This window comes from Pseudomonas sp. GW821-FHT03E01, assembly GCF_059420765.1.
The window spans coordinates 160,120-179,217 of sequence record NZ_JBWKUI010000015.1; the positions used below are offsets into that span (position 1 = coordinate 160,120).

Annotated in this window: 17 protein-coding genes; 7 read left to right on the forward strand and 10 right to left on the reverse strand. The window is 59.0% G+C overall.

Features of this window, described 5'->3' with window-relative positions; genetic code table 11:
- The first annotated feature begins 293 nt into the window (after positions 1–293).
- The gene (locus AC07VO_RS24425; RefSeq protein ID WP_064618247.1) at positions 294–1,574 is read left to right on the forward strand and encodes a serine/threonine transporter; all 1,281 of its coding nucleotides are present in this window, start codon (positions 294–296) and stop codon (positions 1,572–1,574) included.
- 12 nt (positions 1,575–1,586) lie between these two features.
- On the opposite strand, the gene AC07VO_RS24430 is transcribed toward AC07VO_RS24425, so the two are convergent.
- Both AC07VO_RS24430 and acnB read right to left on the reverse strand, forming a co-directional pair.
- Complete coding sequence (locus AC07VO_RS24430; protein WP_158245534.1) at positions 1,587–2,267, reverse strand: glycosyltransferase; 681 nt, start codon at positions 2,265–2,267, stop codon at positions 1,587–1,589.
- 148 nt (positions 2,268–2,415) lie between these two features.
- The gene (gene acnB, locus AC07VO_RS24435) at positions 2,416–5,025 is read right to left on the reverse strand and encodes a bifunctional aconitate hydratase 2/2-methylisocitrate dehydratase (RefSeq protein ID WP_018929654.1); all 2,610 of its coding nucleotides are present in this window, start codon (positions 5,023–5,025) and stop codon (positions 2,416–2,418) included.
- A 409-nt stretch (positions 5,026–5,434) separates the two neighbouring features.
- On the opposite strand from acnB, the gene AC07VO_RS24440 reads away from it, so the two are divergent.
- Positions 5,435–5,905 carry a DUF1289 domain-containing protein gene (locus tag AC07VO_RS24440; protein WP_007937731.1) on the forward strand — a complete coding sequence of 157 codons (471 nt, stop codon included), beginning with the start codon at positions 5,435–5,437 and terminating at the stop codon, positions 5,903–5,905.
- 110 nt (positions 5,906–6,015) lie between these two features.
- Here the strand turns inward: AC07VO_RS24440 and AC07VO_RS24445 are convergent, their stop codons facing one another.
- Positions 6,016–6,879 (reverse strand): universal stress protein, encoded by an 864-nt coding sequence (locus AC07VO_RS24445; RefSeq protein WP_064618244.1) that lies wholly within the window; start codon positions 6,877–6,879, stop codon positions 6,016–6,018.
- Positions 6,880–7,038: 159 nt separating this feature from the next.
- Between AC07VO_RS24445 and AC07VO_RS24450 the strand changes: the two genes are divergently transcribed.
- From AC07VO_RS24450 to AC07VO_RS24460, 3 genes are all read left to right on the forward strand, one after another.
- A complete protein-coding gene (locus AC07VO_RS24450) occupies positions 7,039–7,647 on the forward strand; it encodes a MiaE family protein (RefSeq protein ID WP_018929651.1) in 609 nt (202 codons plus the stop codon).
- 160 nt (positions 7,648–7,807) lie between these two features.
- Entirely contained in the window at positions 7,808–8,515 is a 708-nt protein-coding gene (locus AC07VO_RS24455) for a winged helix-turn-helix domain-containing protein (RefSeq protein WP_086946098.1), read from the forward strand.
- A complete protein-coding gene (locus tag AC07VO_RS24460; protein WP_086946049.1) occupies positions 8,516–9,802 on the forward strand; it encodes an ATP-binding protein in 1,287 nt (428 codons plus the stop codon). It begins immediately after the preceding gene.
- Here AC07VO_RS24460 and AC07VO_RS24465 read toward each other — a convergent pair.
- From AC07VO_RS24465 to AC07VO_RS24480, 4 genes are all read right to left on the reverse strand, one after another.
- Positions 9,799–10,287 carry a GFA family protein gene (locus tag AC07VO_RS24465; protein WP_086946050.1) on the reverse strand — a complete coding sequence of 163 codons (489 nt, stop codon included), beginning with the start codon at positions 10,285–10,287 and terminating at the stop codon, positions 9,799–9,801. The genes AC07VO_RS24460 and AC07VO_RS24465 overlap by 4 nt on opposite strands.
- A gap of 87 nt (positions 10,288–10,374) precedes the next feature.
- Positions 10,375–10,992 (reverse strand): DNA-3-methyladenine glycosylase family protein, encoded by a 618-nt coding sequence (locus tag AC07VO_RS24470; RefSeq protein ID WP_086946051.1) that lies wholly within the window; start codon positions 10,990–10,992, stop codon positions 10,375–10,377.
- Between the two features lie 74 nt (positions 10,993–11,066).
- On the reverse strand, positions 11,067–11,879 hold the full coding sequence (locus tag AC07VO_RS24475) for an isocitrate lyase/PEP mutase family protein (protein ID WP_086946052.1): 813 nt from the start codon (positions 11,877–11,879) through the stop codon (positions 11,067–11,069).
- Positions 11,880–11,924: 45 nt separating this feature from the next.
- On the reverse strand, positions 11,925–13,007 hold the full coding sequence (locus AC07VO_RS24480; protein ID WP_064618236.1) for a bifunctional transcriptional activator/DNA repair enzyme AdaA: 1,083 nt from the start codon (positions 13,005–13,007) through the stop codon (positions 11,925–11,927).
- A 126-nt stretch (positions 13,008–13,133) separates the two neighbouring features.
- Here AC07VO_RS24480 and AC07VO_RS24485 point away from each other — a divergent pair, with 126 nt between their 5' ends.
- Positions 13,134–13,547, forward strand: a complete 414-nt coding sequence (locus AC07VO_RS24485; protein ID WP_086946053.1) for a VOC family protein — start codon at positions 13,134–13,136, stop codon at positions 13,545–13,547.
- Positions 13,548–13,550: 3 nt separating this feature from the next.
- On the opposite strand, the gene AC07VO_RS24490 is transcribed toward AC07VO_RS24485, so the two are convergent.
- A complete protein-coding gene (locus AC07VO_RS24490; RefSeq protein ID WP_019579340.1) occupies positions 13,551–14,171 on the reverse strand; it encodes a LysE family translocator in 621 nt (206 codons plus the stop codon).
- A gap of 170 nt (positions 14,172–14,341) precedes the next feature.
- Positions 14,342–14,554, reverse strand: coding sequence for a DUF1059 domain-containing protein (locus AC07VO_RS24495; RefSeq protein WP_007937743.1), 213 nt, complete (start codon positions 14,552–14,554; stop codon positions 14,342–14,344).
- A gap of 241 nt (positions 14,555–14,795) precedes the next feature.
- On the opposite strand from AC07VO_RS24495, the gene AC07VO_RS24500 reads away from it, so the two are divergent.
- On the forward strand, positions 14,796–15,383 hold the full coding sequence (locus tag AC07VO_RS24500) for a LysE family translocator (RefSeq protein WP_018929638.1): 588 nt from the start codon (positions 14,796–14,798) through the stop codon (positions 15,381–15,383).
- Positions 15,384–15,407: 24 nt separating this feature from the next.
- Here AC07VO_RS24500 and AC07VO_RS24505 read toward each other — a convergent pair whose 3' ends face one another.
- Positions 15,408–19,091, reverse strand: a complete 3,684-nt coding sequence (locus AC07VO_RS24505) for a hypothetical protein (RefSeq protein WP_086946054.1) — start codon at positions 19,089–19,091, stop codon at positions 15,408–15,410.
- Positions 19,092–19,098: the final 7 nt, after the last annotated feature.

The window sequence follows — 19,098 nt, forward strand, 5'->3', positions numbered from 1 at the left end:
CGGCTGCGCAGCAGTCGTAAAGTCAGGCGCTGCGGTTCGTCAGGCACACCGTACATTAGGGTTTACTAAAGCGTGTCAGAAAACGACACATCGCATACCCGCTGCCGACAATTATTTTTCTAAAAGCGACAGGCCTTTGATCTGCTCCGCACAACCATTGCTCAGCTAAGCCTTTGCTTCTGCTCGTTTATCGCGGAGAATCCCGCCCCTGTTTCGGCCGGAGCATGTCTGTCGGTTTTTTCCGACGCGTCCTGACCGAGTGGCAAGTGACCGGAAAGCGGAGATCCGACCGGATGAATGATCAGGCCAATAGCGTCGACGAACGCTATGTAGCGGCGACACCAGCGAGCCTCGAAAGCTGGAATCGCCATGACACCACCTGGATGCTGGGCCTGTTTGGCACGGCAATCGGGGCCGGTACCCTGTTTTTACCCATCAATGCGGGGCTGGGCGGCTTTTGGCCGTTGCTGATCCTGGCATTGCTGGCGTTCCCCATGACGTTTTACGCGCACCGTGGCCTGACCCGCTTTGTGCTGTCCGGTCGTGAAGGTGCAGACATCACCGAAGTGGTGGAAGAACATTTCGGCATTAAGGCCGGCGCGCTGATCACCTTGTTGTATTTCTTCGCGATCTTCCCGATCCTGCTGATCTACAGCGTGGCCCTGACCAACACCGTGGGCAGTTTCCTCGAACATCAGCTGCACATCATGCCGCCACCGCGCGCCGTGCTGTCGTTCGTGCTGATTCTCGGCCTGCTGGCGGTGGTGCGTTGCGGTGAGCAGGTGATCGTCAAGGCCATGAGCCTGATGGTGTATCCGTTCATCGTCGCGCTGCTGTTCCTGGCGGTGTTCCTGATTCCTCACTGGAATGGCGGCATCCTCAGCACCGCGTCCACGCTGCCTGAGTCGTCGGCGCTGCTGCACACCCTGTGGCTGGCGATTCCGGTGATGGTGTTCTCGTTCAACCATTCGCCGATCATTTCGGCGTTCGCGGTGGACCAGAAACGTCGCTACGGCACGCATGCCCAAGAGCGCAGTTCGCAGATCCTGTCCCGCGCCCACCTCTTGATGGTGGTGATGGTGCTGTTCTTCGTCTTCAGCTGCGTGCTGACCCTGTCGCCGGCGCAACTGGCGGAAGCCAAGGCACAGAACCTGTCGATCCTGTCGTACCTGGCCAACCACTTCAGCAACCCGACCATCGCCTTCGCGGCGCCGTTGATTGCCTTCGTGGCCATTTCCAAGTCATTCCTGGGCCACTACATCGGCGCCAGCGAAGGCTTGAAGGGCTTGATCGTCAAGAGCGGCAAACGCCCGGCGCCGAAGACCCTGGACCGCATGACCGCAGCGTTCATGCTGGTGGTCTGCTGGGTCGTCGCGACCCTGAACCCGAGCATTCTCGGCATGATCGAAACCCTCGGTGGCCCGGTCATCGCGGCGATTCTGTTCCTGATGCCGATGTACGCGATCCGCAAAGTACCGGCGATGGCGCGTTACCGTGGCCAAGCCTCCAACGTCTTCGTGACGCTGGTGGGCCTGGTGGCCATTTCGGCGTTGATCTACTCGCTCAGCGCCTGAAACAGCGGGCGATCAATCGGAGCTGCCCCGGTTGATCGCCCCCTTCGAATGCCCGGCCAGACGACCTTTGGTTCGCTGGCGGCAATGCTCGATAGCCGCAACGGCTTTTTCGCAGGCCTTGCACAGCGTGGCCGGCGCAGAAGCTTGCTGCGGTGCGAACCACTCGGGGCAGAAGCTGATCACGCCGTCCGGCGAATGCATCCATTGGCTCATAACGTGCTGAACCGTCCCGCTCAGGCCCTTTCTGGCGCGCAAGGCGTTAAGTGATGGCGCACAGAGCTGGTCCAGCGCCAGCCGATGGACCTCGCGCAAGAACGGTGAAATCTGTACCGAAAGGTAGGCAATGCCGAACGTCTCCTGGGCCACACGTGCGCCCAACGCCCAAAACGAGCCCACCACCACGATATCCTCATGGCGCCGCGCTGCGATGTAGTCATAGGTCGGTTCGAGCAGGTGCGAGACTGCGTTCCACTGCTCTGCCAAAGCGCTTTTCGAGTCTCGCGGGCGGGGCGTGTCGTCGCAGGCTTGCTGGCCTAACGGCTCGAATTCCAGCCCGTACTGTTCGACGGTGGCTTTGAACGCCGGCAGGCTGCACAAGGTCGCGCGATGACCGCGCAGGTTCAGCGCATTGGCCAGGCCAATGAAGGGGAAAACGTCACCGGGCGAACCGATGGCGATCAGGATGACCCGCATGACTCCTCCTTGAGATAAGGCCCGTGGGGCCTCGTGGCACGCCGTCCTGGTGCCGACATCAGGCAAAGATAGCTGGGTAATCGGCGTCAGGCATAAAAAAACGCCGCTCATCTCACGATGGGCGGCGTTTTTTCATGGCTTTGTAGCGTTAGGCTTGAACGACCGGGATGTTGGCGTTCGCAGCAGCTTCACGGAACTCGGCGATCTGGTCGAAGGACAGGTAGCGGTAAACGTCGGCCGCCATGCTGTCGATCTTGCCAGCGTATTCCATGTACTCCTCGACGGTCGGCAGGCGACCCAGGATGGACGCAACGGACGCCAGCTCGGCCGAAGCCAGGTAGACGTTCGCGCCGTCACCCAGACGGTTCGGGAAGTTACGGGTCGACGTCGACACCACGGTGGAGTTCGGCTCTACACGTGCCTGGTTACCCATGCACAGCGAGCAGCCCGGCATTTCCATGCGTGCGCCGGCCTTGCCGTAGATGCCGTAGTAGCCTTCTTCGGTCAGCTGGTGAGCGTCCATTTTGGTCGGCGGCGACAGCCACAGACGGGTTGGCAGCTGACCTTTGACCTGTTCCAGCAACTTGCCGGCAGCGCGGAAGTGACCGATGTTGGTCATGCACGAACCGATGAACACTTCGTCGATCTTCTCGCCAGCAACGCTGGAGAGCAGACGGGCGTCGTCCGGATCGTTCGGTGCGCAGAGCACAGGCTCATTGATGTCCGCCAGATCGATTTCGATGACTTCGGCGTATTCGGCGTCGGCATCGGCTTCCATCAGTTGCGGGTTGGCGATCCAGGCTTCCATCGCTTGAGCGCGACGCTCCAGGGTACGTGCATCGCCGTAGCCTTCGCCGATCATCCAGCGCAGCAGGGTGATGTTGGACTGCAGGTACTCGGTGATCGACTCTTTCGACAGCTTGATGGTGCAACCGGCAGCCGAACGTTCGGCCGATGCGTCGGACAGCTCGAAAGCCTGTTCCAGCGTCAGGCCTTCCAGGCCTTCGATTTCCAGGATGCGGCCGGAGAAGGCGTTTTTCTTGCCTTTCTTCTCGACGGTCAGCAAGCCATTCTGGATGGCGAAGTAAGGAATGGCATGAACCAGGTCACGCAGGGTGATGCCAGGTTTCATTTTGCCTTTGAAGCGCACCAGGATCGATTCCGGCATGTCCAGCGGCATGACGCCGGTGGCTGCGGCGAACGCGACCAGACCGGAACCGGCCGGGAACGAGATGCCCATCGGGAAACGGGTGTGCGAGTCGCCACCGGTACCCACGGTGTCTGGCAGCAGCATGCGGTTCAGCCACGAGTGGATGATGCCGTCGCCCGGACGCAGGGAAACGCCGCCGCGGGTCATGATGAAGTCAGGCAGGGTGTGGTGGGTGGTCACGTCGATCGGCTTTGGATAAGCCGCGGTGTGGCAGAAGGACTGCATCACCAGATCAGCGGAGAAGCCCAGGCACGCCAGGTCTTTCAGTTCGTCACGGGTCATTGGACCGGTGGTGTCCTGGGAACCCACGGTGGTCATCTTCGGTTCGCAGTAGGTGCCAGGACGAACGCCTTTGCCTTCTGCCAGGCCGCAAGCCTTGCCGACCATTTTCTGCGCCAGGGTGAAGCCCTTGGTGCTTTCGGCCGGTGCTTCAGGCTTCTTGAACAGGTCGAACGGTGGCAGACCCAGTTCGGCGCGAGCCTTTTCGGTCAGGCCACGGCCGATGATCAGCGGAATACGGCCGCCGGCACGGACTTCGTCCAGCAGAACCGGGGTCTTCATTTCGAAGGTGGTCAGGACTTCGTCGCTGTTGTGCTTGGTGACTTTGCCAGCATGCGGGTACAGGTCGATCACATCGCCCATGTTCATGTTGGAAACGTCGAACTCGATTGGCAGTGCGCCGGCATCTTCCATGGTGTTGTAGAAGATCGGAGCGATTTTGCTGCCGAAGCAGAAACCGCCAGCGCGCTTGTTAGGCACGTAAGGAATGTCGTCGCCGAAGAACCACAGTACCGAGTTGGTAGCGGATTTACGCGAGGAACCGGTACCGACCACGTCACCGACGTAGGCGATAGGGAAGCCCTGGCCGCGCATTTCTTCGATCTGCTTCATCGGGCCGGTCTTGCCTTGCTCGTCCGGAACGATGCCGTCACGGGCCATTTTCAGCATGGCCAGGGCGTGCAGCGGGATGTCTGGACGCGACCAGGCGTCTGGAGCAGGGGACAGGTCGTCGGTGTTGGTTTCGCCGGTCACCTTGAAGACGCGCAGGCTGATCTTGTCGGCCAGCACCGGGCGCTTCTTGAACCACTCGCCGTCAGCCCAGGACTGCAGCACGGCTTTGGCGTGAACGTTGCCGTTCTTGGCTTTTTCAGCCACGTCGTGGAAGGCATCGAACATCAGCAGGGTGTGCTTGAGTTCTTCGGCAGCCACTGGCGCCAGTTCGGCGTCGTCCAGCAGGTTTACCAGGGTCACGATGTTGTAGCCGCCCTGCATGGTGCCGAGCAGTTCAACAGCGCGCTTCTTGTCGATCAGAGGGGATTTCGCTTCGCCCTTGGCGAGGGCAGACAGGAAACCGGCCTTTACATAGGCGGCTTCGTCCACTCCTGGCGGAACGCGATTGGTGATCAGGTCAACGAGGAAAGCTTCTTCGCCAGCCGGGGGATTCTTCAGCAGCTCGACCAGGCCTGCAGTTTGTTCGGCGTTAAGCGGCTGGGGAACGATACCCAGTGCTGCGCGCTCTTCGATATGTTTGCGGTAGGCTTCAAGCACAGTTATTACCCTCATCAGTGGTCCCAAATGGGTGTCCGGGACGCTCATCCCGAAATTACCGTACTCATGCGCTGCGTGGCGTTGTGGGCCGCTTAGCCAGAATTACCGGCAATTCCTTACAGAAGCTGCTTTCAAAGTTTTACGCCTGCAGAACGGGGAGCTGATGAGGGTTGGCGTTGGGCTTTTCCCCGCTGGAAAAACCCTTCGCCAACACCGCTCTGAAGGAACGACTGTGCTCGTGACGCTTTGAAAACAGCTTCTTAACGGACATTGGCGCCTTAAAAGGCTGGCTGATTCTACGGCAAAAAAATTTGAAAGGTAAGTTAGGTCCAAAACTTTGAGGGGTGATGAATGTTAGACAAAGGGCTAACATGCCGACCTGTTCTGCTTTCCCGTGTTTTGTCTACCTATGCCCAATCAGACCATCAAGACCCCCTGCGTCGGCCTCTGCTCCACTGTTTACGGTGATTTGGTGTGCCGTGGCTGCAAGCGTTTCCATCACGAAGTGATCCACTGGAACGGTTACAACGAGGAAGAAAAACGCGCGGTGTGGTTGCGGCTTGAGCAGCTGTTGTCGCAGGTGATGGCTGCCAAGGTAGAAATTTTCGATCCCGCGCTGCTGAGAATGCAGCTGGAACAGCGCAAGATCCGCTTTGTGCCGCATCAGTCGGAGTATTGCTGGGCTTATCAGTTGATCGCCCGGGGCGCGCGGGTCATCAATAATCTGGAAGCCTACGGAATGGTGCTGCTGCCGGAGTTCCGCGACTGGAACCTGCCGGAATTGCGCGATGCCATTGATCGGGAATTTTTCCTGCTCTCGGAAGCGCATTACCAGCGCTACATTGCGCCGGGGTTTCTCAAGGACGCCTTCGGCGGATAGCCTTTGAAGGCAAAAGATCGCAGCCTCGTTTCACTCGACAGCTCCTACAGGGAAACACGATCCATGTAGGAGCTGTCGAGTGAAACGAGGCTGCGATCTCTTGATCTTGCTCAATGCCGGGTCACGATCTCTTCCAGATGATCCATGATCTCGTCCGGCTTGAGCACCAGCACATCGCTTTCCAGCGCATCGAGCACCACTTCCGCCGTATTGCCGATCAACGCCCCGGACAACCCGGTCCGCGCCACCGTGCCGATCACCGTCACGGAGGCCCCCAGCTTATGGGCCATGAATGGAATCAATACATCCGCCGGGCCTTCCTCGATGTGCAGGTGGTCGTCGTCGATGTCGAACTCGGCCTGGAACGCCTGGCACTGCTCGCGGTAACGGGCCTCGATGGTTTCCTTGAGCTGCATCGTCGGGTCGGCCGCCGACAGCATCGGCGACGGATGGGCGCTGATGACATGCAAGTGGGCTTTGGCCAGGCTGGCAATGTCGTAGCCATGATCGATGATGCTGGCATGCAAGGTGCGGTGTTCGCCGTCCATGTTGCCGACATCGATGGCCGCCAGGATCACTCCACCGGTCCAGGGTTTGGCGGTTTTCACCAGCAGCACCGGAGTCGGGCAGTAGCGCAGCAGTTTCCAGTCCGCCGGAGTCAGCAGGGCCTTTTTCAGTGGGCTGTCGGGATAATGCTGCTTGACCACCAGCCCGCAACCTTCAGCCTGCTGCACATCGATAATGGTGTCGTGCAGGCTTTCGTTCCAGGCTTGCTCGGTGGTGACGTTGTACCCGTCCGCCAGCAGAGCCGCCTTGAGCACGCCGAGCATCGCGCTGTGATCATGCTTTTTATCGCAGACCAGCAGGTGCAGATGAGCCTGGGTCACGCCAGCGATCAATTTGGCCCGTTTGAGCGCCAGGCTTTCCGAGTGTTCGGGTTCGATGACCACCAGAATGCTGCGAATGGCTTGCATGATCGGGATCTCCAGGAAGGTAAAAACACTGCGTTGGACAACTATAGTTGCTGGTCGGGCATTCGCGACTTGATGCATATCAACGGTGGCGACTGGTGGTCTGTCGGCAGGCCGGTATAATCGGCGCCCTTCGTTTTGAACCTTTTATCCGTGAGCCCCATGATCCTTCCCGAAATTCACGAGTTCCTCGGCTGCCGCACGCCCGACGGTTGGGTCCAGGCCGCGCTGGCCGATCAGGAAACGCTGCTGATCGACCACAAAAACTGCGAATTCAAGGCGGCCAGCACGGCGTTGAGCCTGATTGCCAAGTATCACTCCCACGTCGATCTGATCAACCTGATGTCGCGTCTGGCCCGGGAAGAGCTGGTGCACCACGAGCAGGTCATGCGCCTGATGAAAAGGCGCAAGATTGAACTGCGCCAGCTGTCCGCCGGGCGTTACGCCTCGGGGCTGCGCAAAGTGGTGCGCAGCCACGAGCCGGTGAAACTGGTGGATACGCTGGTGGTCGGCGCGTTCATCGAAGCCCGCAGTTGCGAGCGTTTCGAGGCGTTGGTGCCGCATCTGGATGAGGAGCTGGGCAAGTTCTATTTCGGCCTGCTGAAAAGCGAGGCCCGGCATTTCCAGGGGTATCTGAAACTGGCCTATCAATACGGTGACGCCAAGGACATCGCCCAGGTGATCGACAAGGTGCGCGACGCCGAACAGGCGTTGATCGAGTCGCCGGATGTGGAGTTCAGGTTTCACAGTGGTGTGCCGGTCGCGGCGTGAAAACGTGTCATCTTCAATAATTGTAAAAAACTCTTAAAAGAATGAAACATCGCCAAAAACCGGCTCTCGTGGCCGGTTTTTGCTGTCTGCGATAACCGTCCCTTCACCGATTGGCGCCATAATGCCGGCCATTTCATTCAAGGGTTGGCAGACGGTCATCATGGAGAGTCTGGGTTTTGGCAAAGTATTGCTGGTGGAAGACGACGAGAAGCTCGCCGGGCTGATTGCGCATTTCCTGTCCCAACACGGTTTTGAAGTCCGCGAGGTGCACCGCGGAGACCTCGCGGTAGCCGCTTTCCTTGAATTCAAACCGAAAATCGTCGTACTCGACCTGATGTTGCCGGGCCAGAGCGGCCTGCACGTGTGCCGCGAAATCCGCAGCGTATCCGACGCCCCCATCGTCATTCTCACCGCCAAGGAAGACGACCTCGATCACATTCTCGGCTTGGAATCCGGTGCCGACGACTACGTGATCAAACCCATCAAGCCCCCCGTGCTGCTCGCTCGTCTGCGTGCCTTGCAACGCCGTCAGATGCCGGACAGCAGTGTGTGCAGCTCACTGGAATTCGGCCATCTGAGCATCGATCGCAGTTGCCGCGAAGTGCGCCTGGCGGGCGAGGGCATCGAGCTCACCACCATGGAATTCGAACTGCTGTGGTTGCTGGCCAGCGCTGCCGGCAAGACGCTGTCCCGCGACGACATCCTCAACCGCATGCGCGGTATCGCCTTCGACGGCCTCAACCGCAGCGTCGACGTGTACATCAGCAAACTGCGCGGCAAGCTCAAGGACAACCCGCGCGAACCGGTGTGCATCAAGACCGTGTGGGGCAAGGGTTATCTGTTCAATCCGTTTGCGTGGGAGCTGTAAATGCTGCGGTTATTTTTGGGACTGTTTCTGGTGATGACGGTTGGCCTGGTACTGGGGCTGCAAACCGTCGAGCGCACGTTCGATGCGCTGCTCGACGGTCAGATGCGCAGCTACAACCAAGAGGCGGTGCGTGGTCAGGCCTGGTCGCTGGTCGAGCAATTGCGCGGCCTGGACAGTCCGGCCCGGGAGCGACAGCTGGAAGCCATACGCCCTCACTACGGTTTGGGCCTGGCTCTGGTCGAGACCGATCAATTGTCTCTGACCGATCAGGAACAAGCCGAGTTGGCCCAGGGCCTGCTGGTGATGCGCGACAAGTACACGCAGTTCATCTCGCGCATTGACGACGGTTCGCAACTGCTCAGCATCAAGCTGCCGGCCGAGCCGAGTCTGATGCCGTTCTACATTGCCGCGGCCTATCTGATGATCGCGGTGATGATCGGTTTTGTATTGTTTTTCTGGGTGCGCCCGCACTGGCGCGATCTGGAGACACTGCGCCTGGCCGCCGAACGCTTTGGCGATAACGACCTGTCGGCGCGCATCCAGCTGTCCAAGCGCTCGAACATTCGTGACCTGGCCGAACACTTCAACCTGATGGCCGCGCGCATCGAGGGGCTGATCGCCAACCAGCGCGAGCTGACCAACGCGGTGTCCCATGAGCTGCGCACACCCATCGCGCGGTTGTCGTTCGAACTCGACCAACTCAAGCAACAGCCCGACCCAACCCAGAGCCGCGAGTTGATCGCCGACATGTACGCCGACCTCGGCGAGCTGGAAGAAATGGTTTCCGAGTTGCTGACGTACGCCAGCCTTGAACGCGGTGCTACGGTGATTACCCGGGAGAACATTCAGGCCAGCCATTGGTTAGACAGCGTGGTGGGCAGCGTGACGCTGGAGGCTGAAGCCGCCGGGGTGCAATTGCTGATTGTCGAATGTCAGGTTGACGAAGTTCGTATCGAACCGCGCTTCATGGCCCGGGCAGTGATCAATTTGCTGCGCAATGCCATTCGTTATGCCGACCAGAGGGTAGAGGTGTCGTTGGTGCGCACCGGTGATCACTACGAGGTGCAGGTCAATGATGATGGGCCGGGCGTGCCGCTGGACGGGCGGGAGAAAATCTTCGAACCGTTCTCGCGCCTCGATGCCAGCCGCGACCGCCGCACCGGTGGTTTCGGCCTGGGCCTGGCGCTGGTGCGGCGGGTGTCTCAATCCCATGGCGGGCAAGTGGAAGTGGCGGATTCGCAGTGGGGTGGGGCGTCGTTTCGCATGACCTGGGCGCATCTGGATTAGCGGCTCAAGCCCAGGCGTTCATGCCACTGGGCAATGGACTCTACGGGGTAGACCTCGAATTGCTGGTCCCCCGGATGCACCTCGACTTCCACCCACGGCGCCTTGGAGCCGAGCATCAGGTGCGTGTGCTCGGGCGGCACCGGCAACGGGGTGTCGATGGCCGAGGAAAACGGGTGAATCAGCTCCGGCCATTCAGGGCTGAACAGCCATAATCCCGAGCCGCACCGGGAACAGAAATGCCGCTCGGCGGTGCTGCGCCGGGCGCGCTTATCGCCTTCGTCCTTGAGCCGCGCATGGTAAATCGAGATGTGCTTGCGACCACGCACCTTGAGGCTCTGGGCGTCGCCCGCCAGGTTGATCGCATAACCGCCACCGCCCTGGGTCTTGCGACAGATGGAGCAGTAGCAACGCTGATAAGGGTAGGGGTGGGCGCTGGTCAGGCTGAACGACACCGCGCCGCAATGGCAGGAGCCTTCGAGCTGCATGGGAGCCTCCGACGGGGTTGGGATGACTCAAGACAGACTAGACCGTAAGCGTTTCTGCACTTGAATTTATGCCTGCGTTGTCGCGGTCTACCGGTTAGGCACCCGCCACAAATACCACGACGCCACCGTCCTATAAGGGCTCCATGCCAGCCCGATATCAATCATCTGCTTGCGACTCGGCTGTTGTTCCAGCCCCTTCAACCGGCGATAACCCTCTCGCACTCCAAAGTCATCGGCCGGCAAAACGTCCGGGCGCTCCAGGCTGTAGATCAGCAGCATCTCCGCGGTCCAGCGGCCCACTCCGCGCAAGGTGATCAAACGCTCGATCAATGCTTCATCGTCCATCGCCAGCGCCGTGGCGTAGTCCGGCACCACGCCGTCCAGAGCCGCCTGGGCGATGCCCTGAATGGTCGCGATCTTACTGGCGGAGAACCCGCAACCGCGCATCTGCTCGAAGTCAGTCGCCAGGATCTGCTCGGGTCTGGGGAAGGTGTTCGCGGGAAACAACGCCAGTAGCCGACCGACAATCGCATCGCCGGCCTTTGCATGTAGTTGCTGATAGGCAATCGCCCGCACCAGCGATTCATAAGGATCGCGCGCCGCATGGGGTTGATGCAGGCAGGGGCCGATGGCGCTGATGTGGCGCTGCCAGTCGGTATCGAGGGCCGAGAGAAATTCGCTGGCCAGTTGATAGGTGTCGGGCATGGAGCATCCTGAGGGGCGGGTGGCTGCGGGAAGACTAGTCGTCTCCCCGCAGCGCCGCACTCCATTGCTTGCGGTCAAACTTTGCCGGTCGGGGCCAGCAGGGCGTTCACTTGGCTGTAGGTGAAGGCCTTGAGGTGACTGCTGTCGAGCGTGCCGGTTTGCAGAAAGCTTTTGGCCAGGCCGGCCATGGCGCCGTAGAGGAATTCGGCGATGCCCGAGCCGGCGCTCAAACGGCGCACGCCAAGGGCTTGCAGTTCTTCAGGAGAAGGCAGGCCCGGGAAGCCGAGCACGTTCAGCGGCAGCGTCGTGCCGTGGCACAGGGCGTCGATCTCGTACGCTGCCGTGACGCCAGCGGCGAACAGTCCGTCGGCACCGGCCGCCTGATACAACGCGGCGCGTTTGAGCGTCTCGGCGACGCGATCTTCGGCCGGCACCAGGCCCCTGAGGTACACGTCAGTGCGGGCATTGATGAATAGCTTCACATCCCGGCGATTGGCAACCTGGCGCGCGATTTCGATCTTGCGGGCCAGCAGGTCGGGCGAGGCAGCACCGTCCTCGATATTGATCCCCACGGCACCGGCGGCGATCACCGCGTCGACCACTTGCGCAACTCGGTCCAGGTCATCGGAATAACCCGCCTCAATGTCCACGCTCAACGGTACGCTGATGACCCGGGCGATGGATTCGACGGTGGAAACCAGCCGCTCAAGCGGCAAGGTGTTGCCATCCGGATAACCATGCACCCAGGCCACCGCTGCGCTGCTGGTGGCCACGGCTTTGCTGCCCAGCTGTTCCACCAGTCGCGCCCCGGTGGCGTCGGCGACGTTGGTCAGAATCAACAGCCCGCTCTGGTGCAGTTGATGGAATTGAGTGTCGAGTGTGTCCATTGAATGTCCCTCCTTATGACTTTTTATTGAAAAACAATGGAGTGATCAGAATGCCAGTTGTTGGGTGATTTGCACCGCGGCGCTTTCCAGCCTGAGCAGAAACGCTTTACGCGGTTGTCCACCACCATAGCCGGTCAACGAGCCGTCTGCGCCGATCACCCGATGACAGGGCAGCACAATCGCCAGACGGTTTTGCCCGTTGGCCATGCCCACGGCGCGACTGGCGCCGGGCTTGCCCAGTTGCGCGGCAATCGCGCCATAGGTGCTGGTCTGGCCGTAGGGGATCTTCATCAATTCGCTCCACACCTGCTTGGCGAACGCGCTGCCGGGCAGGTGCAGGGGCACGTTGAATTCGCTCCGTTTGCCGGCGAAGTATTGCGCCAGTTCCTCTTCGATCTGCTGCAAATGCCCGTTGTGTCCGGGGGCCACGGCGTAGCCATAATGGTTCTGCAGTTCTTCGATTTCCTTGGTCAATGCCGGTCGGTCGAGAAACTCCAATAGCACCAGCCCACGCCGTTCGGCCATGGCGATCATCGGTCCCAGTGGCGTGGTCAATCGGGTGAACAGCAGCGGCTCGCTGTGGGCGGCGCGACCGGGGGTGATGTGGAATGACTTTTGAAACGCATCGCGAAAACCGCTCAGGGATTCATAGCCGGAATCGAACGCCGCGTTGTCGATGGAGTCGCCCTGTTTGATGCCACCGAGGGCGATGCCCAGGCGTCGGCTGCGCAACCAGGCATGAAAGGTCATGCCGAAATGCTGCTTGAACCAGCGCCGCAGTTTCAGCGGCTCGATGCCCTCGGCGAGCAATTGGGCATCGGTCCAGCGCTGGTCGGGGTCGGCGTCGACGGATTTCAGCAGTCGTTGCACCCAGTCCGGCGCAATGGCCGCGGCGTCCAGCGGCTTGCACCGCAGGCAGGCCCGATAACCCGCCGACATCGCCTCATCGGCATGGGCGAAGAACTCGACGTTTTCCGGCTTCGGCTTGCGCGCCGTGCAACTGGGGCGGCAGAAGATGCCGGTGGTTTTGACCGCGGTAAAGAACACCCCCTCGTAGGCGGTGTCGCGTTCGAGCATGGCGCGAACCATCTCGGCGTGGGGCGGAAGCACAGCGTTTTGTAGGTTCATGGGCTGAGCATAAGCCGCGTTGCCTGGCGCCTCCACCGGAAAATCGACAGAGAATTTTTGTACCCTGAGCTACAGTCATCGGGTCACCGGCAATGCTGTAAACGATATTTTCAGGAATCCATCCCAATGCAAGCATTCACGATTAAGCACATCGATCATATCGTCCTGCGCGTCGAGGACCTCGAACGCAGCATCGCGTTTTACGGCGAGGTACTTGGCGCCGAACTGGTCAAGCGCCGCGACGATCTGGGCCTGGTGCATTTGCGTGCGGGCACCTCGATGATCGACCTCGTCGATATCCAGGGCGAGCTCGGCCGCACGGGCGGGGCTGCCGCTGGTCGCGAACGGCGCAACGTCGACCACTTCTGCCTGCGCATCGAACCGTTTGACGAGGAAGCGCTGGTCAGTCACTTGCAGTCCTTCGGCCTGAAACCCGAGAAAGCTGCGGTGCGTTTTGGTGCCGAAGGCAACGGGCTGTCGATCTATTGCTTCGATCCGGACGGCAACCAGGTCGAACTGAAAGGACCGTCCCAAGCGTAAAGGTCAGGCCCGTTTCGCCATCAACAGCACAGAAGCTGCCGCCGACAGCAACCCCGCGCAGCAACGGTTGAACATCCGCTTGCCCCGCGGTTCGGCGAACCAGCGGCGCATGTGCAGGCCCATGTAGGCGTAGGCGCTGATGGCAATCCATTCCAGCAGCAGGAACAACGCGCCGAGCACCGCGAATTGCGGTGCCACCGCCTGGGTCGGGTCGACGAACTGCGGCAGGAAGGCGGTGAACAGCAAAATGGCCTTGGGATTACCCGCTGCCACCAGAAACTCCTGCCGCGCCAGGGCCAGGATCCCCACCGGCGTGCCGGTGATGTGCTGCTCGGCCTCGGGATTGGCACGCCACAGTTGCCACGCCAGGTACAACAGGTAAGCGGCACCGATGATCTTGATCGCGTAGAACAGCCATTCCGAGGTTTTCAGCACCACCGACAATCCGGCGGCGGCCAGGCCAATCATCCCGGCAAACGCCAGCAAACGCCCGACGCCGGCCACACAGGCGCGACGATAGCCATAACGGGTGGCGTTGCTGACCGACAACAGATTGTTTGGGCCGGGGGCCATGTTCAGGGCGAAGCAGGCCGGCAAAAACAGGAGGAGGGTGGCGAGGTCCATGAACGGGGCTCCAGGAACGAGAGCGGTATTTTTATCACGAAGGGGTAGTGTCCTAGCCTATACAGCGGTGGATGCAAATAGCCGTACAGAGAAAAACACGGGAGGAAAAACACGGGACAGACCACGATTGTTCGGCATCTGCCTTGAATCGTGGTCTGTCCCTTTTTGCGCTACGCCGGACGCGGTGCTTCTACGGGCGGGGTGCCGTCGTGGAACATTGTCTTCAGTTGAGCACGCAGTTCTGGTGAATCGGTGTGCTTGTGAACACTGACCGCATGCTGTGCCGCGGCCTCCAGCAGTTCGTTTTCAGAGTCTGCGGACAGGGCGACCGAGCATTTGGACGCGCTTGGGAACTCGCGGCAGTCGATGTATTTACGCGCCATGATCTTCTCCTCCCTACGATGAAGGCAGGCTGTGGCCTGCGTGAACGATCACTCGACGCGCCCCGCATCGAGTGTGCCGACTCTTGAAGTATAGGCCCGCCATAAGGTCCCTCGTGACAGTCTTGCAACCTACAGGAAGTGACATGCGTCGCGGGACAGGCAAGGGTTGTTTTCTTCAATACAGCATTCCCCTGGCTCTTTACCTTGACCCCTGGTTCAACTGAATTGAAGAAGGTATGCAATGAGTCTGATTCTTTCCATGGCGGCGTTTGCCTTGGTCGCTTCCATTACACCGGGGCCGGTGAACATTGTGGCGTTGAGTTCGGGGGCGCAGTTCGGTTTTCGCGCCAGTCAGCGACATGTCGCCGGAGCAACGCTGGGTTTCGTTTTATTGCTGGTATTGATGGGATTGGGGTTGCATGAGGTATTGCGGCTGTGGCCGGCGTTGACGCAGGTGGTGCAACTGGCGGGTGTTGCGTTTCTGTTGTTCATGGCCTGGAAACTGGCGGCGGACGATGGTCGCATTGATGCGGATAAATCGCGCCGGGCGCCGTCGATGTTATATGGCGCGATGATGCAATGGCTCAATCCGAAAGCCTGGCTGGCCTGTGTAGCGGGCATGGGCGCGTTCGTCGCGGACGGTGAGGCGCGGCTGGTCTGGCAGTTTGCGGCGGTGTATCTGGTGATCTGCTATGTGTCTGTCGGCTGTTGGGCGTATGCCGGGACATGCCTGCAGGGTTATCTGAATAATCCTGTAGGCATGCGATGGTTCAACCGGCTCATGGCATTGTTGCTAGGGCTGAGTGCGGTGTATTTGTTGCTTTCCTAAGCAACATACCCTCAGTCATTCACCTTAATCGAGTCCGTGCAGCAAACTGAACTCTTGTTTTGTCAGCGGTGTGAACCGGTTGTTTCGAAGCTGGCTGATGGCATACAGGGCACGACCCGTACGGCCATTACCGTCGCCTAGACCGTGGAAACCTACGACGGTCGCCAGCAACTGTTTGTCGAAATGCTCATGACCGGAGTTCAGTGTTTTCAGATGTTGTTCCATCGCGGCGAATCCACTGATGTTGCTAGCGTATTTCTTGTCATTGACGCCCACGCGTACGACGTCCGAGGTGGCTGGCGCGATACGGGCATGCAGCTGTTTGATCACGGTCGGATCAGTCAGTGTTTTTTGATTGCCGGCGTACTCGCGCAGTACCGCAACGATGCTGTCGAGGTCGTTGCCAGGGGAGGTAGAACCATTGACGATCCAGGCGCCGGCCCTTTGCGAGTTATCGGTAAAGCCCATTGGATTGAAGGCTGATTCTGGCATGACCTGATTAAACGGTACCTTGCCCAGGTCTTGCTGTAATACGTTTTGTTGGTAATTCTTCATGTAGGTGACGTTTTTCGCTTCGACCTGGGCAAAGGTTGCCAGTGTATCGGCGTAACCTTGAGCACCGGATGCGGAGCGGGCGCTGGTGTAGCTGTATTGAGCTTTTTCCAGGACTGCCTTGAAAAGATCTTCAACAGGCGTTCGACCGATCAATCCCTGCAGATCTTGCGCTTGCTTGAGTCCGAGCGCCGATTCAACAAGCGCATTGTTGAACAGATGCTCCAGTTCGGACGGCAGAGCGCCATCTGGCAGTCGACTGTTCTTGTTGCCCAGGCGGGTCACAATCTGTTCAACGGTTTGAATGCTGTCGTCCTTGAACAGCGCTCGACCATGGGCAACCGTGTCCAGCGACATTCGAATCCGGGGGCCTGCGCCGGTATGGTTGATGGCCCGGAGCAGATCATAGCTGTTCGCGCCCGTCAGATAGCGCAACTGCCGCCGAGCCAGATACGGGGTGGAGAGCGCATGAGCGCCTAGTTTTTTCACGCCCCGGGCCAATAGTTTTCCGCCACCCTTGAGCAGTTGAGGCACTCCGTCAATGGGGTTGAAAAGGCTGATGATAGTACTGCCAACAACTTTGGACGTGGAAAGGAGTTTGGAGACCAGGGTCGTGGCCTTGGCGCTGATAGCGGTAACTTTAATGCCGACGACGGCAAAGGAAACAGCGAGGGCCGCCGCGTCCATGACACAGCCGTGAATAGCGCGGTTTTGTCGGGCAGGAACCCCCGAGGAAAGCTCCTCGACGCATTCCTTGAACGGAATGATCAGGTTCAGAATGAATGTGAAGATGGCGTCGGTCTTTTCAATCGCTTTTTCACGTTTGGTCTGATCGAGGCCCAGTTGCATCAGTTCATCTACAGTGAAATAGGGGTTCTTTTTTGCAATAAGGTCGCTGATTGCTTCTTTTCGCGTGGAACGAAAGTAGCGGTTCGGCGAGGGGGTGCCTGCACTGGCCGACGATGGGTTGAATTCACCTATCTTGCGGATGAAAAAGGCGGACCGGGAATAGCTGCGGGGGGCCGTGTTCGCTCGATAAGCCTGTATATCCAGACGGCCTTCCAAATGGTGTTTGTGGTTCACAAACGTCGCTACAGCGGACCCACTGGCCATGAAGAGAGGGCGAAACACTTCGCCAAGTTCCTCGCTGTATACGCATTCCGTCCTCATTGGAAACAGTTGATAACAACGAAGCTCTGAATCAAGTACCGCACAAATGAGAACACCATAACGACCCGTCTTCCCAGGGATGGGCGTCGCTGGTCTTACTACGCCCGTCGGGTTGGGAATATTGGTAAATCGGGTGGTGGTGTATTCCTGAACACAATAGATACCCAGGTGGCCGTCCTCGATGAACGACCTGTCCGTCGGGCTTAGTTGCGAAAAGGTGACGTTGATAATGGCCGACAATGCTTCGGTCATTGAGTTGTGATGATTGTGGACCGCTTGCTGAAATAAATCCGCAACGGGGTACATGTCAGCCAGATCAGGAAAGGACTCGTAAATGCTGGTGCCTTTGGCTCGATCCCAATCCCGGGTGTGAAGCTCATCGCCCAGGTAAAGATCGACAACCGATACTCGCCTTCCCGCGCCGCCGCCCGTTCCGCGATGTTTGACCAACAGTTCCTCGGGGTCACAATCCGGCACTTGGGATTTCAGTTCTTTAAGCGCGAGCGCCTTGCGATGGGGCAGCGGTTTGCCCAGATCAATCAAGGCGCTCGTCATCATGTCCGCATGTTGCTTGTACTCATCCATCGCCACCGTAACGGCTTGCTGATTGAGGTTGCCCTCTGAATCCCGGGAGATCAGGTCGTTCATCAGCGCCCAAGTGATCACCGGGTCAGCCGAGTGCGCGGCAAACACTGCTTTGAGCTCGGGTGTCAATTGCGATGCGCGGGCGAACCCCAGCAGGTGTTGGTAGGCCATGCTCCGGGAAACACCGGGGGTGATCGCTTCGGCAAAGTGTACGGCCTGGGTGAAGACGACCCACGCCGGTGTGCCGATACGCAGATTGGACGGCAGTTCATCGGCAAGATATTCCGGCGCCATGCCACCCAGGACCCATTCCGCGACGAGCGGGGCAATCATGGCGTCGAGCTTGAGTTGGCTGACCAGATGCTGTTCAAGTTGCGTGCGGACCGCTGAGGGGGAAAGCAGCAAATGACGTTTCGAGTAGAGGTCAAAACCTGCAAACGAGGTATTGGCGCTGTCCAGTTCCGGATCAAGGTCAAGCAGCATCACCGCAATCATCAGCTGTTCGATGAACTGCTCGGTGGGCTTGGGGCCGTTTTCATCAGCGAACCAGCCTAATGCCGTCATGAACGCATGCCCATTATTCGCGCTCGACACTGCAATATCGATCAGCCGTGTCAGACGGTAACCTTGGCTGGTGGGCAGTTTGTCGGCGGAAAAGCTTTCAAGTTTCAGCGCATGGCCATAAAGCGAAACCAAAGGAAGTTCGCCTCCGGTTTCTTCCTCGATCACATCGCGAATGAGGGCGCGATTTTTCTCCGTGAGTTCGAACGGTGAGTCTTTGGGAGGGCTCAGCAACTCCCAGTAGTTCCCATAGGGCGACGGTGCTGGAAGGGGGGTGACATTCAGTAAGTCAATTAACTCTTTTGCACTTTCCACGCTGGCCGGAAGTGGCAAGCTGTGAAAACGCAACCACTGACTTATTGTGATTTTTTCGGTGGACGTCACCCATCCGCCAGTCAGCTTGGCACTGCCTGAAAGGAGGCGTAGTTGTTCGTCGATATCGGCAACGCCAGTGAAGTGATGGGCGATGTCGTTACGCTCGGAGAAGAAACTGACAGTGATCAGCTCACCGTTGGCTTCACGGGTACTGATGTTGTCATAGGAATAAAAGAGTTGGCCGCGTTCATTGACATGAAAGATGTTTGTTCGGGAGATGCCTTGTTCGACCGCGATTTTTTTGAAGTCGGGTTGCCGGCTGAGCCTCGCCAGGCAGGTAGTAGCTGGACGATGTAGTTGGGAGAAGTCGGAATTCGGGTCACAGGTAACTGATACACGATCCCACGACCATCCAACGGTTGCCATGACGTCTTCATCGCTGAGGAAGTTGGCGATGGCTTCAATGACTAATTGTTTTTCGCGTTGGTTGCTGGAATGAAAAACGTTGTTGTTCGGCGTGTTCAAGTAAGAA

Coding starts and splice junctions, on each gene's coding strand:
- AC07VO_RS24425 (WP_064618247.1), top strand. CDS start 294: ATGAATGATCAGGCCAATAGCGTCGACGAACGCTATGTAGCGGCGACA.
- AC07VO_RS24430 (WP_158245534.1), bottom strand. CDS start 2,267: ATGCGGGTCATCCTGATCGCCATCGGTTCGCCCGGTGACGTTTTCCCC.
- AC07VO_RS24440 (WP_007937731.1), top strand. CDS start 5,435: ATGCCCAATCAGACCATCAAGACCCCCTGCGTCGGCCTCTGCTCCACT.
- AC07VO_RS24445 (WP_064618244.1), bottom strand. CDS start 6,879: ATGCAAGCCATTCGCAGCATTCTGGTGGTCATCGAACCCGAACACTCG.
- AC07VO_RS24450 (WP_018929651.1), top strand. CDS start 7,039: ATGATCCTTCCCGAAATTCACGAGTTCCTCGGCTGCCGCACGCCCGAC.
- AC07VO_RS24455 (WP_086946098.1), top strand. CDS start 7,808: ATGGAGAGTCTGGGTTTTGGCAAAGTATTGCTGGTGGAAGACGACGAG.
- AC07VO_RS24460 (WP_086946049.1), top strand. CDS start 8,516: ATGCTGCGGTTATTTTTGGGACTGTTTCTGGTGATGACGGTTGGCCTG.
- AC07VO_RS24465 (WP_086946050.1), bottom strand. CDS start 10,287: ATGCAGCTCGAAGGCTCCTGCCATTGCGGCGCGGTGTCGTTCAGCCTG.
- AC07VO_RS24470 (WP_086946051.1), bottom strand. CDS start 10,992: ATGCCCGACACCTATCAACTGGCCAGCGAATTTCTCTCGGCCCTCGAT.
- AC07VO_RS24475 (WP_086946052.1), bottom strand. CDS start 11,879: ATGGACACACTCGACACTCAATTCCATCAACTGCACCAGAGCGGGCTG.
- AC07VO_RS24480 (WP_064618236.1), bottom strand. CDS start 13,007: ATGAACCTACAAAACGCTGTGCTTCCGCCCCACGCCGAGATGGTTCGC.
- AC07VO_RS24485 (WP_086946053.1), top strand. CDS start 13,134: ATGCAAGCATTCACGATTAAGCACATCGATCATATCGTCCTGCGCGTC.
- AC07VO_RS24490 (WP_019579340.1), bottom strand. CDS start 14,171: ATGGACCTCGCCACCCTCCTCCTGTTTTTGCCGGCCTGCTTCGCCCTG.
- AC07VO_RS24495 (WP_007937743.1), bottom strand. CDS start 14,554: ATGGCGCGTAAATACATCGACTGCCGCGAGTTCCCAAGCGCGTCCAAA.
- AC07VO_RS24500 (WP_018929638.1), top strand. CDS start 14,796: ATGAGTCTGATTCTTTCCATGGCGGCGTTTGCCTTGGTCGCTTCCATT.